The sequence below is a fragment of the Brevundimonas sp. UBA4553 genome, assembly GCF_002387245.1.
GTDB lineage: Bacteria > Pseudomonadota > Alphaproteobacteria > Caulobacterales > Caulobacteraceae > Brevundimonas.
In genome coordinates this window covers 1-15,530 of sequence record NZ_DGLD01000015.1, presented here as the reverse complement: position 1 = coordinate 15,530, position 15,530 = coordinate 1, and the positions used below count along the sequence as shown (strand labels likewise).

Genomic DNA, 15,530 nt, shown 5'->3' with positions numbered 1-15,530 from the left:
CCATTCCCCGTCGCCACGCCTGAACGGACGCTTTCGATGCCTCTGATCCCCTCCCTGACGCCGCTCAGCCGGCGCGCCCTGATCGGCGGTCTGGTGGCCGCTCCGGCCGTGCTGCGCTTCGGGCAGGCCCAGGCTGGGGGCGCCTATCTGTTTGCTTTGGGCGTCGCCAGCGGCGATCCCTGGCCGGACGGCTTCGTGCTCTGGACCCGCCTTGCCGCCGACCCGATCGCGCCGGACGGTCAAGGCGGCCTTAGCGCCCCTATCGAAGTCCGCTGGGAAGTAGCTTCCGATGAAGGCTTCACCCGCATTGCGGCGGCGGGCCGCCTCATCGCCGACGCGTCGACCGCCCACGCGATCCATGTCGAGGTTCAGGGCCTGCGCCCGGCCCGCCCCTACTGGTATCGCTTCACCGCCGCCGGCCAGCAAAGCCCGGTCGGCCTGGCGCGCACGACGCCGGCCGTCAATGCACCGGTTGATCGGCTGAAACTGGCCGTCGCCTCCTGCTCCAACTGGGAGGTGGGCTATTTCAGCGCCTACGGCCATATGGCCGACGAGGCGCCGGACCTGACCCTGTTCCTGGGCGACTACATCTACGAATACAGCCGCACCGGAGAGCGGGCGTCGACCAATGTGCGGAACTACGGTCTTGAGGAAGCCACCACCCTGGCCGGCTATCGCAATCGCCATGCCCTGCACAAGACCGACGCCGACCTGCAACGCCTGCACGCCGCAGCGCCCTGCCTGGTCACCTGGGACGACCATGAGGTCTTGAACAACTATTCCGGCGTCTGGCCGGACCGGGGCGGCACGCCGACCGACTTTCTGAAGCGCCGCGCGGCCGGCTATCAGGCCTTCTACGAGGCCATGCCGATCCGCCGCACCCGGATGGACGCCGCGCTTCAGATGCCGATCCACAAGCGCATCCGCTACGGCCGGCTGGCCGAGTTCTACATGCTGGACGGGCGTCAGTATCGCTCACGCGGGGCCTGCGTCGACGAGGGCGGAGCCAAGGGCCAGATCGTCACCGACGCCCTGTGTTCAGACCGTCGAGACCCGTCGCGCACCTTCCTCGGCTTTGAACAGGAGCGCTGGCTCTACGACAGCCTGGCCCGCACCGACGCGCAGTGGAACATCATGGGCCAGAATCTGGTCATGGCCGGCCTGAGGTTCGAGGACCGCGGCGACGAAACCCGCTACTGGACCGATACTTGGGACGGCTTCCCCACCGCGCGCGACCGGATGACCCAGGCGCTTCACACGCTGAAGCCAAGCAATCCCGTGGTGCTTTCCGGAGACTATCATTCCTTCTGGACAAACGACGTCCTGCTCAACAGCGAGGATGAGACATCACCCGTCGTGGCGACCGAGTTCGTCGGCACCTCCATCACCTCGGGCGGCCCGCCCTATGAAGGCCTGATGTCAGCCATGCCCGCCAACCCTCACATCAAATTCTTCGAGAGCCGTGAGCGCGGCTACATCTCGATGGAAGTGACGCCCGACCAGATCATGACCCGCTATCAGATCGTCAGCGACGTGCGTGACCCCAAGGCGTCCCTATCCACCCTGAACACCTGGATCGTCGAGAACGGCCGTCCCGGCGCCCAGGCCGCATGACCATTACCAGTTCAAGAGTTTCCATGACCCCCATCCCCCTTGCTCGACGCCTCGCCGCGACCGCCCTGGCACTCACCCTTGCGGGCTGCGCCTCGGCCCCCGCTGAGGCGCCGAACTTCTGGACCGGCTTCCTCGACCATCCCCACGGCTATCTGGACAAGACAAAAGCCCCGAACGCCGCCGCCTTCCTGCCCCCTCCGCCTGAGCCCGGCTCGCTGCGCGCCCAGGATGACATCGCGATCTATCGCGCTACCCGCGCCTTGAAGGGGACCCCGCGCTGGAACCAGGCCCGGACCGACAACGAGATCGAGACGCCATCCGCCCCCCGCATTTTCGACGAAGCCCTGGGCGTAACCTTCGTCCCGGAAGCGATGCCGACCCTCACTCGTCTTCTGGGTCGGATGCTGGGCGATCTTGAAACGGTCCAGACCCCGGCCAAACGGGGATTCTTCCGTCCGCGCCCCTTCCTGGCTGAACCGGCGGAGACCTGTTTCACGCCCGAGACCTGGCTGGCGGACAGCGGTTCCTATCCGTCCGGCCACTCCGCCCTCGGCTGGGCCTGGGCCCTGGTGCTGGCCGAAATGGCGCCGGACCGCGCCGACCCGATTCTGGCGCGCGGCCTGGCCTATGGCGAAAGCCGGATGATCTGCGGCGTCCACTACGCCAGCGATGTCGAAGCGGGCCGCATCGTCGGCGCCGCCATGGTCACCGCGCTCAAGGCTGACCCGGCCTTTCAGCGCGACTTCATCGCCGCCGCCCGCGAGCTCAACCAGGCGCGCGCCGCCCGCTAGCCGCTTCGCTCGAGGCCAGTTTGGCTCGCGCCTGCACCCCGCCCCGCCAGCGCCGACGCCCGGCCCGCATCCCGCAAACCGCCCGCTCCATGAAAGGCGGCGGCGCCGTAGGTGTGTCCGAGAAGCCTGAGTTGGGCCGTCAATGAGGGACCGATCATGAGCTCGCCATGCTGGCGGCGGTCCCGCCCGTGGGGGATCGCCCCTTGCCGGCGCCCACGCATCCCCGCCATCACCCCGATCCGGCCATGAAACGCGCCACGAGCGGGCATCAGGCGGACCTCCCGCTATGAGCCCGACGCTCGCCTAGGCGCCTTTAGAAACTCTTTCAAGACATCAGCGAAGGCTCCCGGACGCTCCAGGTATACGAAGTGCCCGCTATCGGACATGACGACCCGCTGGGCGCCGGGGATAAGCGCCTCCAAGGCGCCCGCATGGGCGTGGACGTCGGGCATGTCGACCTCGCCGGTCACGATCAGCGTGGGCGTGGTCAGTTCGCCCAGGCGGCCCATGACGCCCTGCCCGCTTCGCATCATTCGCCCCGCGCCGAAATTGCCCGGATGCGCGAGCAGGTCGGCGGCTACGAAGCCGCGAGCCTCTTCTGCGGAGGAGGTGAGGATGTACGGATCGCGAACCGCCTCCTCCAACCGCCCCTGTGAGAGGAGCCCGACCAGGGTCGCCGTGCGCCGCCTGAAATGTTCGGTCGGCTGGAAGCCGCTCACGGCCGCCCCGACCAGCACAAGGCCGTCCACCGCATCCGGATGGGCCAGGGCGAACTCGACCGCGACGCCTCCGCCGGCCGACGATCCGACCAGGGTCGCCCGTTCTACGCCTGCCGTTTGCATGACCGCTGCGAGATCCGCGACCGGATCATAAGCGGCGGAAGCTGCGGGCGAGACGCCGTATCCCCGGCGGTCGTAACGCACCACTTTGAAGGTCTCGCACAACTGCGACCACACGCCGTCATAGGCGGAGGAATCCAGAATGCCGTCGTGAAGCAGGACCAGGGTCCGGTGACCGGACCCAAGCGGCGGCCGCCCTGGGCATGAACGTCACGACCGTGGTTCGCCGCCTCTCGAGCGCCGAAAGCGCCTTCGGCGCGCGCCTCTTTGATCGTCGGCGCACCGGCTATGCGCCGACAGCCGCCGGACATGTGGTCATCGAACTGGCCCAAAGAGTGGAAGCCGACATCAGCAGCGTCTCAAGCCAGGTCGCGTCATACGAGGAAGATGGCGCGGGCGTGATCCGGCTAGCGACCAGCGATTCCCTCCTGGAAGGCTTCGCTGCGGTTTTCCGGGATTTCAGAACTGCTCATCCAGCGACACAGATCGAAACCCATATCGAAAACAGCGCCAGCAATCTGGCGCGGGGCGACTGCGATGTCGCGATCAGGGCGACCAACGCTCCGCCGGAAAACCTGGTCGGGCGCAAGCTGGCTGTCATCGCCTGGGCCCCTTACGAACGACGCGATGCGATCGCGACGCCCGGCCCCGATAGTCTCTTTGAACGAGACTGGGTCTCATTCACCGGCGATCTCGCGGCCTTGAAAGCCGTAACATTCCTGGAACAGCGCGCCGCTCCGCAACGCATCATCTACCGCACCAACTCGGTGTCGGGCGCCGCCGCCGCCATCAGGGCGGGCGTCGGGGCCGGCTATCTACCCTGCATGCTGGGGGACCTTTCGCCTGCACTGACACGCCTCGGACCGCCTGAACAGGCGCTCAGCGACGACCTCTGGCTCCTCACCCATCCCGCCGTCAGGCATGCGACGCGCGTCAGATCCTTTGCAGACCACTTCTATCGAGCCCTCGCATCGCATCGCCCGCTCATTGAAGGACGGTTAGTCAGACCAAGCTGACGAATCCGGACGTTCTCCAAGCCGCCTCCGCGCCAAGAGCGGACATTGATACTGAACCCGAAGGCGGACACTCAACGGTTAGTCTGCCAAGGTCCGAAAACCACCCACAGCAGGCGGCGCTACTGACGCGTCAGCCGAATGGCCCGCAGGTCGGCTTCATCGCGAACCACGCGGGCGGCGACGATGTCCTGCGACGGAGAGACGGCCAGACTGTGCTTCAGGCCGAAGGTCCCCAGCGACTGAACATCCCGGCTCGCGCCGGACCATGCTGTCAGGCGCAGAACCGCCTCGCCGCCGGGCGCGCCCGTCAGATGGTAAACGCCGGCGGCCGTCGGCGTCCAGGCCGCCTCCGGGTCGATGCGGATCAAAGGCGAGGCCAGGACGACGCCCCCGGCACCCAGACGCCAGAGCCGGTCATCATCCTTCCTGACCGCGTACAGTCCCTGAGCGCCGGCGCTCTTGATCGTCAGAACACCGGCGCTGTTCGGGACAATCGTGACCCGTCCTCGGGCGTCGATCCGTTCAATCCGCCACCCGCCTTCGCGCAGCGTAGGCACGAGCAGGTCGCCGTTGCGATCCCACGCCAGTTCGTCGCGCGCCGCCCCGTCCGAAGTGAGGTTGCGAAGACCGGAGCCACCGGCGTTGATCAGATAGACGTCCGTGCGGCCGTCCCGCGCCGCGACGAAGGCGATGCTCCGACCGTCCGGCGACCATCTGGGCGAGAAGACGCTGCTGGCCTTCAGATCGGTCAGACGCGTCGGTTGGCCGTCGCCGCTCTTGCTCCAGATTTCCGACCCGCCGTTCTGGTCCGAGACAAAGGTCAGTTGGCCTGTCGCAGACAGGTCAGGGTCCCAGTCGCTGGTGTTGCCGTTCGTCAGGGCGACCAGCGCCCCGCCTGCGCGCCAGGCGAACAGGTTGGATCGATAATCGCCGGCCTCGGCCGCCAGAAGCCCTGTCCTGTCGGTGGACAAACGGCCAAACTCGAGCAGGCCCAGGCTCAGACGCACGGGCGTCGTCGGTCGTTTGAAGTCCACCGACCACAACCCGGAATCCCCGCCCCGATTACTGGAGAAGACTAGGGTGCGATCGTCCGCCGTAAAGGCGTAGCCCATGGCTTTCCATCCATCGCGGGTCAGCGGCCTCAGCCCGGCGCCCGACACTTCGGCGGCGTAGAGATTCGCGACGCCGTAGGAAAAGGCCCGTCTGAAGGCCATGTGGTCGCCGCCGTGGGTGACAACGGGATCGAGGTCTCCCAGGCTGGTGGCGGGCGGCGCGGTGACCTCACGCATGCGTCCGCTGTCGGGGGACAGGGCGCGGATGCGGCGCACGGCGTCGCGCGTCGGTCGGTCCGACAGCAGGATTTCTCCGCCCCGCGTCCAGGCGAGACGCGTCATGGCTTCTACCGAACAACGGCCCACGACGCGCGGCTCGCCCTGAGGCACAGGCGCGACCAGGATCTCGCAAGGCGCGCCCGGAATGCGGCGCACGAAGGCGATGCGCCGCCCGTCCGGCGACCAGGCGGGAGCCATGTCGTCTTCCGCTGTGTTGGTCAGCCGGATCGGCGTGCCGTCGGCGACGCCGCGCAAGAAGATGTCTCTCTGAGCCCCGAAACCGGCGCCGCCCGCATAGGCGATCATGCGGCCGTCCGGCGAAAGCGCGGGATGGGTCTCGACGCCGGGGTCGGACGTCAGGGGGCGCACGGCCTCGGCCGCCAGCACGCCCGGCGGTTTCATTAGGACGAAGGCGCCGATGCCCAGCACGGCGATGGCGGCGGAGGCCCCGCCCGCCAGCAGCCATCTCGGCGGCCGTCGAACGGATCGAGGCGACGCCGTGGTTGTCGCCGCCCCTGTCGCCTGCGGGGCGACGGAGAGCAGGCGCAGGCGATAGCCGACCTTGGGAATGCTGCCGATCTCCACAGCCGGATCCCGCAGGAATGTCTTCCGCAACTTGCCGATGCATCGCACCAGGGCGTCATCGCCGACCACTCGTCCATCCCAGCAGAGGCGGGACAGTTCTTCCCGGCTCAGCGGCCCGCCGCGCCCACGGTTGAGCGCGACCAGAACCTGCATGACGCGGGGCTCGAGCTTGCAGCTCCCATCGGGCCAGACCACCTCGAGAGAGGCGGGGTGAACCACGCCCTGTCCCAAAGTGAACGACGGCTCGGACACCAGTTCGATCGGCCTGCGAAGCAGAGCTGACAGGTCGTTCATCGGATAATCATCGGTTCAAGATCGGGCCCCCGCCCTCGCTCCCAGAACATCAATCTCTTCTATCGCGGCCGACATTACCAGCCACCTTGAAGAGCCCCCGATGCGCATCCTCGACGTCCGCCTGCTCGTACTGACCCCGCTGTCTCTGACGCTGGCCGCCCCCGCGCTGGCGCAGACCGCGCCGTCGCCTCCCGCGTTACAGGTCGAGGCCGGCCAGCAGGGCGTGCTGGTTTTCACGCCGGACTTCTTCGCCAGCCAGCAGCCGGTCACGGCCCTGGACATGGTCAGCCGCGTGCCGGGCTTCACCGTCATAGACGGCGATGGCAGTCGCGGCTTCCAGGGCTCGGTCGGCAACGTCCTGGTCAATGGATCGCGCCCGGCCTCGAAGAACGACACCGGCTCCAGCGTGCTGTCGCGTACCCTGGTCGCTCAGGTAGATCGCATCGAACTGGTTCGTGGCGGCGCCCCGGGCATCGACATGCAGGGCTTCTCGATCGTCGCCAACGTCATTACCCGCGACCAGACCAGTCGCCAGTCGATCTTCACCGGCAACGCCGTCCTGTACGAGGGCGGCAACGACACCTACGGCGGCACGTGGCAGTTCACGGCCCGGAACGGCGAACGCACTTGGGGCTTCACCCTTTCCGACGGGTTCGACGTCAACGATTCCAACGGCGTTGGCCCCGTCATGCGCCGCGACGGCGCGGGCGCATTGCTGCGCAATGAAGCCTTTTCCAACGACCAGAAGAGCGGCGGCAACGCCCTGCGACTGAACTACGCCAGTCCCTTCCTGGGGGGGCTGATCGACCTGACCGCCCGCTACGGCGTCAACGACTATGAAAACCTGACCCTGCAATCCTCGGCGACCGTGCGGCGCGAGTCCCTATATCAGGAGGACGGCTCCAGCGGCGAGTTCGGCGCGGTTTTCACCCGCCCGCTCGGCAGCCGCCTGAGCTCGGAGACCCGCTTCATCCACGAGTTCAGCGACAACGACGGCGTTTCGCTCAACCGCACCACCCTGTCTGGCATCGCCAGCCCGGAGCAGCGCTTCGCTTCCGACAGCAAGGCTTCCGAGACCATCCTGCGCGGTTTGATCCGCCTTGAGCAATTGCCACGGCTGACGTGGGAGTTTGGCGGCGAGGTCGCCTACAACATGCTGGAAACCGAACAGGCCTTCAGCATCGGCGGAGCCCCGGTTCCCCTGCCCTCCGCCTCCGTGAAGGTGGCAGAGACGCGGGGCGAAATCTTCGGCAAAGGCGCGTGGCGGTTAGGCGACAATCTCTCCATTGAAAGCGGTTTACGCCTCGAGGGCTCGACTATCAGCCAGTCGGGCGACGCCGACAGCGAGAAGACCTTCACCTTCATCAAGCCGCGCCTGCTGGCGACCTGGACCCCCGGCGCAGCCAACCAGTTCCGGGTGCGCTTCGAGCGCGAAGTGGGCCAGCTGGATTTCAACGCCTTCGCCGCCTCGGCCGAGTTGCAGAACGAGAACGTCCTCGGCGGCAACATCGATCTTGAGCCCGAGCAGCGCTGGATCAGCGAGTTGGCCTACGAACGCCATTTCGGGGGCGACGGGGTTGTGAGCGTCACCCTTCGCCACGACGAAATCACCGACGCCATCGACGTCATCCCTCTTGAGGCCGGCCTGTCGGCCACCGGCAATATCGGCGACGGCACGCTGGACCGTCTGGCGGTGAACATCCAGGCGCCTCTGGATCGTTTCGGCTTCAGCGGCGGCCGGATCAGCGCGCGCAACACCTGGAACCACACCGAGGTCACAGACCCGACCAGCGGCAAGACGCGTCCGATCTCCAACGTGCCGAAATCCCACGCGGTGATCATCCTGGCTCAGGACATCAAGTCATGGAACCTGCAGTGGAACCTCGCCTGGGTCCCGCTTCTGGGACGGACCAACTACGATCCGGACGTGCAGTTCTCATGGCGAGGTCGTGACTTTCTGGAAGGCTGGGTCGAGTACAAACCGTCACCTACCCTAGCCATCCGCGCCCAGGTTACCCTTTGGGACGAATACCATCAGACGCGGATCGCCTATTCAGACCGCAGCGCCCGCCCGATCGCCTATGTCGAGACCCGCAACATCGACCCGCGGACCTTCTACTCGCTGCGTTTGCGCAAGACCTTTTAACTGCTTACCGCAAGCTAGGCGCGACCAAAGGATGTCGGAGTTGCGCCATCAGCCGACATTAGCGCTGGTGCGCGAAGTCGACATTCATTCGGGATTGCATGTTCTCGTTTCAACGGGGCCATTGCTCCGGCGCCATCTTCCCTTGCAGGTGTGTCCCTCAATGGATTGCCCCGCTGCCTTTCGCGATCCGCTCTGCCTGCGCCAGCTTGTCAGGATTGCGGGTAATGAAGATCGACACGACCCGACCGTCCTCGATCTCCAGAGCCGTGGTCTGCAGGGCGCCGTCGCGTTCGTAGCTGACATAGCCCGGCAGGCCGTCGATCCAGACCCAATCGACCAGCACCGGCGGTACCCGGGTGAGCTTGTGGCGAAGCGCGGCGAACAGGCGCGTCACACGGTCGAAGCCGATGATGGGCCGGAGCCAGGCGTGGGCCTTGCCCCCGCCGTCCGCCCTGAGGACCACGGCGTCGGCCAGCAGGGCGCGCAGCCCCTCGAGATCGCCCTGGTTCGACGCAACATAGAAGGCGCGGGCGATGCGATCGCCCTCCTCGCGGCTGACCGGGAAACGCGGCCGGGCCTCCCGGACGTGCTTGCGCGCCCGGGCAGCCAGTTGCCGGACCGCTGCGGCGTCACGATCCAGCGTCCGAGCGACCTCCGCCAGTGGTGTGCCGAAAACGTCATGCAGGAGGAAGGCGGCCCGCTCAAGCGGGGACAGCCGCTCCAGCGCCAACATCAGCGACAAAGTCAGATCGTCCAGCGTCGGCGCCGCCTCTTCCGGTTCGAAGATCGGCTCGGGCAGCCAGTTGCCGACATAGGCTTCCCGCCGCGCCCGCGCCGACTTCAATGTGTCCAGGCAAAGTCGGGTCACCGTCCGCGCCAGGAAGGCGCCGGGCTGCGCGATGGCCGAGGGATCGACCCGTCGCCAACGCAGCCAGGCTTCCTGCACGACATCCTCCGCCTCAGCCGTGGAACCCAACATCCGATAGGCCAGCCGCAGCAGGCGCGGACGGTGCCGTTCGAAGGCGTCGGTCGAGGGATCTGACAAGGTCATCAGGCCGGGTGTTCCGCGGGTAGGAGGCCTTCATACACCATGGCGGCCCGAACTGCGGGTCGCGCCCGCATCTGGTCGCGCATCGTCTCAAGCGAGGCCGGCGCTGCAACGCCGAACCGTTCAGCCCAGAGCAGCATCACGAACAGATAGAAGTCCGCGACGCCCGGGTCGTCTCCGAACAGATAGGCCCCACGCATCGTCTGACCGAGCGGGGCGAGGAGGGCCGTGACCGTCGCCCCGGCTCTGGTCTTCTCCTCGGCCGAGCCGCCGTGCCACATCGGCTTGAACGCCCGGTGGATCTCGGTGGTGATGTAGGTCAGCGCCTCCAGCACCCTCGTCCGCCCCAGAGGTCCACCGATGGACAACAAGGGCGCGGCCGTCGCGATCCAGTCCAGGACCGCGACATTTTCGGTGATGATCTCGCCGTCGGCCAGCACCAGGACCGGGACATAACCCTTGGCGCTCACCTCGTGGAAATCGCGGCCAGTTTCGGTGCGATGGCTTCTCAGATCGACCCGCTCGAGGTCGAAGGTGAAGCCTGCTTCGCGCAGGGCGATGTGGTCCGCAAGACTGCACGCCAGCGGGCTGTAATAGAGTTTCATGGTCGTGATCCTAATGCTGGCGGGGTCAGTCGGCGGTGATGGCGCTGCGCAGCCAGTCGCTGAGCGTCGTCGCGCCCAGGCGCGCCCCCGGTCCCGGCGTCAGGGACCGGTCATCAATCGGGGAGCCGAAGTACAGGCCGCCCGGCTCGGCCACGATCTTGCGACGATCCTCCAGAGCCGAGAGGTAGTGCTGGGCGAACGCGTCCATGCGGATCGCCTCGGGACCCGCAATTTCAACGGTGTCGTTCAGCGGCGCGGCGAGGACCAGTTGGATCAGGGCGTCGACGACATCTTCCGCCGCGACCGGCTGGACGAGCGCCGACGACAGATGGATCTCGTCGCCGACGCTGCCGGATTGGATAATACCCGCCACGAAGGGGAAGAATTGCGTCGAGCGGAGGATCGTCCAGGGGACCGACGAGGCCTTGATCAGTTCCTCCTGAGCCAGCTTCGCTCGGAAGTATCCGCTGGATTGCAGCCGGTCCGTGCCGACGACCGACAGGGCGACGTGATGCGCGACGCCCGCCGCCTTTTCGGCCGCAAGAAGATTGGCGCCCGAGGTGCGGAAAAAGTCCAACGCAGCATCGGCTTCAAAGGAGGGGGAGTTGGCGACGTCGATAACGGCGTCCGCTCCCGCCAAGACCTCGGCCAGGCCTTCACCCGTGATGGTGTTGACGCCGGTATTGGGCGAGGCCGCGATCGCCTCGTGCCCAAGCGCCTCCAGGCCCGACACGACCTTTGACCCAATCAGGCCGGTCCCGCCGATTACAACGATTTTCATGTCCGTCTCCCGGGCCCGGGCCGGGCTTCGCCATCGAAGCCCCGGCCGACCTTCATAGCGAAGACGAGACAAGGAGCGCGGATGTGACATGGCCGGGCTATTTTTTCCCGCCCACCCCAGGGCGGTCACCTTCCGCTGTGCGCCAGATGCGGACATTGGCCGGCCACCGAGAAACGGACACCGTGCTAGCCATTCGAGAGCCGACTTTCGCAGATCCCTTAGGATGAGACTCGCCGCCTCTGTACGCGCGGCAAGATGATCTCGAACACCGCTCCGGTCGTCGACGATCCAAGCCCTAGATCCGCGCGATTTGCCCGCAGCAGCGAGCGCGCGATCGACAGGCCCAAACCAGCGCCCCCCTCGCTGCGACGGGTTGTGAAGAACGGCTCGAATATCCGCTCAACATCGCCCTCGGCCACGCCTGGCCCATTATCAGCCACGATCAGACGAACCAGATCGGCCTCAACGCAGGCGGTGATCTCGACCGCGTCCGCGCCGACCTGACGGCTGTTCTCCAACAGGATGGTCAGGGCCATCTCCAAGCTGGCTTCCGGCACGGCCACCTGGGGCAGATCGGCAGGCAGATCGATCACTATCGTCAGGCCGCCTTTCAAGGCGTCAGCGATGCGGGCCGCGACGGGGCGGGCATCCACCGCCGCCCCGGCCTCGGGTCGCGCCATGTCGGCCCGCGTCAGGTCCAGCAGCCGCGTCACCAGATCGGACAGGCGCCGCGCATCAGCGTCAATGTTGCCGAGGAAGCGCCGGCGCTGCTCCGCCTCCATGTCGTCGCCGTGGTCCTGAAGCAGTTCGACAGCGCCCCGGATGCTGGCCAGCGGCGTCTTGAACTCATGGCTAACGGCGGCGGCGAAGTCCCGCAGATAGCGGGAGCGGCGGTCGACGGCCTCGGCCATCCGGCCAAAGTCCTCATAGAGGTCGCGGATCTCGACCGCCGCCGTGGCGGGCGGAGGCGGCACCGATCCGCCGCCGTAGGTGACGTCGCGGGCGACACGGCGCAGGGCCTCGATCGGCCGGGCGATGCCGCGCGAGACCAAGACAGCCAGGATGCTGAGCAGGCCAAGGACGGCGACGACGCCGAACAAGATCTTGCCCCGGTCCTGATAGATGCCTTTGAAGAGTGCGCGCGGCGACCGCGATGTCAGGACCACGCCCTCGACCCGGTCGTTCACCACTATCGGCCGGGCGTGATGGATGCGCAGACCCGAGGCCCGGCTGAGCCACTCCATGTCATAGCGCGGCTGATAGGCAGCGTTGCGGCGCAGGACCGTCGCGGGCGCGCCGGACAGGGCGGCCTCGACCTCCGGCAGGTCGCGCCAGCTTCCGCCTTGGCCCAGGCCGCGCACCACGACGCCGTTGCGGTCCAGCAGGACGATGGAGGCCAGGGTGGTGCGGCTGGTTTCCTCCATAATCGGCGCCAGACGCGCGGCCGCCGCCAGGGCCGCCGGGTCAGGCGGCGTCCGGGCCGCGTCCACCGACGGACGCGGCGGCAACACCGGATCTGAGCGCAGGTCGATGCCCGCCGGTTCGGGGCGGTAGTAGTCAGCCGCCTTCCGCTGGGCCTCGGTCGGGACAACGATCCGCGCGCCGGGCCACATCGCCTCGGCCACCGCCGACAGGGCCGCAGTCTGAGCGATCAGTTCGGCCTCGGTCTGGCGAACCAAGGTGTTCTCATAGACCCGCAGGAAAATGGCGCTGACGCCCGGCAGGACGGCGGCGAAAAACAGCACCGACAGCAGGATGGTGCGCAGGCGCAAGGCCGGCCAATGCGCCCGCACGAAGGCCCGCGCCCACTGAACGGCGGCGCCGATCACGCCGACTGGCCGCGACAGGGTCCCATCTGATACCCGACGCCCGAGCGCGTCTCGATCACATCCGAGGCCCCGAGCGCGGCGAACTTGGCCCGCAGGTTGCGCACATGGCTGTCGATGGTTCGGTCGGTCAGGGCGAAGCCCGGCCCATGAATGCAGTCAATGATGGCGTCGCGCGTGAAGACCATCTGGGGCGACGCCGCCAGGGCCTTGAGGATGCCGAACTCGGTCGTGGTCAGGGCCACCTCCCGATCATCCCAGCGCGAGCGCCAGCCGTCGGTGTCCAGTGACAGGCGGCCGATACGCGCCGCGCCCGGCGGCGGGGGCGGCGGCGACAGGTTCACCCGCCGCAGGATGGCGGCGACGCGGGCCACCACCTCGCGCGGGCTGAACGGCTTGACCACATAGTCGTCAGCGCCCAGTTCGATGCCCAGGATGCGGTCGATCTCGTCGTCGCGCGACGACAGGAAGAGGACCGGTAGTTGGCCCTGGGCGCGGATGCGACGACAGACCTCGATCCCGTCCATACGCGGCATATTGATGTCCAGAATGACCAGGTCGGGCGCTCGTTCGGCGATGGCGGCCAGCGCCGCCTCCCCGTCCCCGGCCTCGCGCGTCGCCAGCCCGGCCCTGCCGAGGGCGAAGGTCAGAAGGTCGCGGATATGCGGGTCGTCGTCGACGACCAGGACGGTGCGTTGCATGATCGCCATGTTCAGGCTCCGGCTTCAGAGGTCAACGGGGCAGCGATCGGTGCGGGCGACGCCGGGGCAAACGCGGGGACGGTCACGGACGCAGGAATGACGTCTGCGCCGCAGTCGCGCAGGCCCGGAAGCGGTTCAGTCAAGGGCTCGCCGGCGGTCAGGCGCGCCACGCGACCCAGCCTTCGTGCGTCCCGCCAGCGCCAGCCGCGCCATTCGGCCTGATGCGCCTGCATCGTCGCCATCTGGCGGGCGCGGACCGCGGCTACGCGATCCTTGAGCGCCGGGTCCGCCGCGCGTTGCTCCAACTCCACCAGAGAGACAAGGGCCGCGCCGTTCAAACTGTCGAGATAGCAGAGGTCCAACTGCGCCCCCTGCCCGTCAATCTCGCGCGCATGGCGCACATTCCAGGCCGCGGCGACCGCGCCCAGGTCGACAGCGCTGACGACGACCAGCACAGCCAGAGTCGCACCGACATTGGCGTTGATCAGCCAATGCGCGCTCTTGTTCCTCAACAGGCGCCAGCAGATCAGGCCAAGACCGACGCCGACCAGCACCATCCAGATCATGGCCGCGATGCGGAAGCGGGTCAGGGAATAGACCTCGATATAGTCCGCTGTCCGCAGCAGGCTGGAGGCCACCAGCAGCAGGTTCTGCCCGACCCAGAGCATGACCAGACTGCGGACCAGCGGCCGCGCCGCCGTTTCGGAACCCGGCCGCAGAAAGACGAGGACGAACAGGCCCGCCAGCAGGGCCGTGACGATCAGCGGATAGGCGCCGCGATGAGCGTATTCGGCCAGGGTCACACCCTCAGGCAAGGGCGCGCCGCTCCACAGAAAGGCCAGATCCAGCCCGTTCTGCACCGCGAACAGCAGATTGAACACCACCAGCGACAGGGTGACGGACGCCGCGGTGCCGCCGGGGACGACGCGGCCTTGCAACGACGGCAAGTCGATCAGGCGACGCCGCCAGCGCGGGCGAAGAATTCCCCCTACCGCGACCAGAGCCGCGCCCCAGAAGATGACCCGCCCCGCCGTCTCATCTGTCAGCGCCGGCAACCGCAGCCGCGCCGCCAGTTCCCCGATCAGCGGATTGGCGCTGGCGAACAGACCCAGGAAGACCGCCCCGCCCAGAACCGGCATCAGCAGCAACCGCAAGACACCCGGCAGGCTGAACCCGCGTCCGCGACGCCGGTTGGCTCGCCCCAGACGGAACAGGTCGATCCACGGCCCGGCCACGGCCGCGACGGCTTGGACGACCAGCCTCTGCATCCAGCGCCAGGCCTCCTCGCCACGACGGACCCGCGCAGACTGCATGGCGATCATCAGGGCCAGGCCGAACAGAACCCAGGTCAGCAAGCCCGGGCGGTCGATCATCACCAAGGCCAGCCCCGCCGCGCCTCCCGCCGCCGACAAGCCACGCCGATCCCTGATCCAGCCTTTCCGGAAAAGGGCCGCGACGCCCATCCACAACAGGGCAAAGAAACCTAGGGTCGCACCTGGCCGATGCATGAAGAACAGGGCGTCGGCGATGGCCACGAGCAGAAGCCCTATGGCGACTTTCAGCCAAAAGGAGGATCGAATGGTTGAGATGAACACGGGTGGACGGCGCCTCCTTTTCAGAAGCGCCTATGTCCCCAACGCGCATCAAGCCGCGATGGCCGAAAGGTCGAGTTTCAAAGGAAACATCGTGCAGAAGCTGTGCAGATAGAACGACCAGACTGCGCCAGCAGAGTACACTGGATCTGCTCCCCAAACTGGACTTGGCCCGCGGACCTGCTGTCCCCTGAAGCGATTTCGGAGGCCGTCAAAGCCTTCCACGCCGCAGCAGAAGCGGAGCGGCGCGCCCTGCTCATCGAGCGCGCGCCGCTGCAGCGCGAACTGGCGGAGATCGAGCGCAAGTTGAAGGCGCAACAACAATGACGCGACTGCAGTCGGGTCCGCACCGCCTCGACGC

The 15,530-nt window shown here is 67.3% G+C and carries 13 protein-coding genes; 4 read left to right on the top strand and 9 right to left on the bottom strand.

The genetic code is table 11. The annotated features are described in order from the left end of the window. Positions 1-36 precede the first annotated feature (36 nt). Both B4A39_RS10480 and B4A39_RS10475 read left to right on the top strand, forming a co-directional pair. Positions 37-1,614, top strand: a complete 1,578-nt coding sequence (locus tag B4A39_RS10480; RefSeq protein ID WP_292036364.1) for an alkaline phosphatase D family protein — start codon at positions 37-39, stop codon at positions 1,612-1,614. A 23-nt stretch (positions 1,615-1,637) separates the two neighbouring features. After that, positions 1,638-2,405 (top strand): acid phosphatase, encoded by a 768-nt coding sequence (locus B4A39_RS10475; RefSeq protein WP_292036362.1) that lies wholly within the window; start codon positions 1,638-1,640, stop codon positions 2,403-2,405. A 284-nt stretch (positions 2,406-2,689) separates the two neighbouring features. Here B4A39_RS10475 and B4A39_RS10470 read toward each other — a convergent pair whose 3' ends face one another. Further along, on the bottom strand, positions 2,690-3,403 hold the full coding sequence (locus tag B4A39_RS10470) for an alpha/beta fold hydrolase (protein WP_292036454.1): 714 nt from the start codon (positions 3,401-3,403) through the stop codon (positions 2,690-2,692). 44 nt (positions 3,404-3,447) lie between these two features. On the opposite strand from B4A39_RS10470, the gene B4A39_RS10465 reads away from it, so the two are divergent. Continuing rightward, positions 3,448-4,260 carry a LysR family transcriptional regulator gene (locus tag B4A39_RS10465; RefSeq protein WP_292036360.1) on the top strand — a complete coding sequence of 271 codons (813 nt, stop codon included), beginning with the start codon at positions 3,448-3,450 and terminating at the stop codon, positions 4,258-4,260. Between the two features lie 119 nt (positions 4,261-4,379). On the opposite strand, the gene B4A39_RS10460 is transcribed toward B4A39_RS10465, so the two are convergent. Then, on the bottom strand, positions 4,380-6,470 hold the full coding sequence (locus B4A39_RS10460; RefSeq protein WP_292036358.1) for a winged helix-turn-helix domain-containing protein: 2,091 nt from the start codon (positions 6,468-6,470) through the stop codon (positions 4,380-4,382). A gap of 100 nt (positions 6,471-6,570) precedes the next feature. Here B4A39_RS10460 and B4A39_RS10455 point away from each other — a divergent pair, with 100 nt between their 5' ends. Continuing rightward, positions 6,571-8,616: a TonB-dependent receptor plug domain-containing protein gene (locus B4A39_RS10455; protein ID WP_292036356.1), complete on the top strand. Its 2,046-nt coding sequence runs from the start codon at positions 6,571-6,573 to the stop codon at positions 8,614-8,616. Positions 8,617-8,773: 157 nt separating this feature from the next. Here B4A39_RS10455 and B4A39_RS10450 read toward each other — a convergent pair whose 3' ends face one another. The 7 genes from B4A39_RS10450 to B4A39_RS10420 all read right to left on the bottom strand — a co-directional run. Next, positions 8,774-9,667, bottom strand: a complete 894-nt coding sequence (locus tag B4A39_RS10450; RefSeq protein WP_292036354.1) for a sigma-70 family RNA polymerase sigma factor — start codon at positions 9,665-9,667, stop codon at positions 8,774-8,776. After that, a complete protein-coding gene (locus B4A39_RS10445) occupies positions 9,667-10,269 on the bottom strand; it encodes a glutathione S-transferase C-terminal domain-containing protein (RefSeq protein WP_292036352.1) in 603 nt (200 codons plus the stop codon). The genes B4A39_RS10450 and B4A39_RS10445 overlap by 1 nt, the downstream gene beginning before the upstream one ends. Positions 10,270-10,294: 25 nt before the next feature. Continuing rightward, positions 10,295-11,050, bottom strand: a complete 756-nt coding sequence (locus tag B4A39_RS10440) for an SDR family oxidoreductase (protein ID WP_292036350.1) — start codon at positions 11,048-11,050, stop codon at positions 10,295-10,297. 218 nt (positions 11,051-11,268) lie between these two features. Beyond that, positions 11,269-12,879, bottom strand: a complete 1,611-nt coding sequence (locus B4A39_RS10435; RefSeq protein WP_292036348.1) for a sensor histidine kinase — start codon at positions 12,877-12,879, stop codon at positions 11,269-11,271. Continuing rightward, positions 12,876-13,586 (bottom strand): response regulator transcription factor, encoded by a 711-nt coding sequence (locus B4A39_RS10430; RefSeq protein WP_292036346.1) that lies wholly within the window; start codon positions 13,584-13,586, stop codon positions 12,876-12,878. The genes B4A39_RS10435 and B4A39_RS10430 overlap by 4 nt, the downstream gene beginning before the upstream one ends. Before the next feature lie 2 nt (positions 13,587-13,588). Then, complete coding sequence (locus B4A39_RS10425; RefSeq protein WP_292036344.1) at positions 13,589-15,112, bottom strand: DUF4173 domain-containing protein; 1,524 nt, start codon at positions 15,110-15,112, stop codon at positions 13,589-13,591. 108 nt (positions 15,113-15,220) lie between these two features. After that, a partial coding sequence (locus B4A39_RS10420; RefSeq protein ID WP_292036341.1) for a hypothetical protein occupies positions 15,221-15,530 on the bottom strand: 310 nt, incomplete at its 5' end.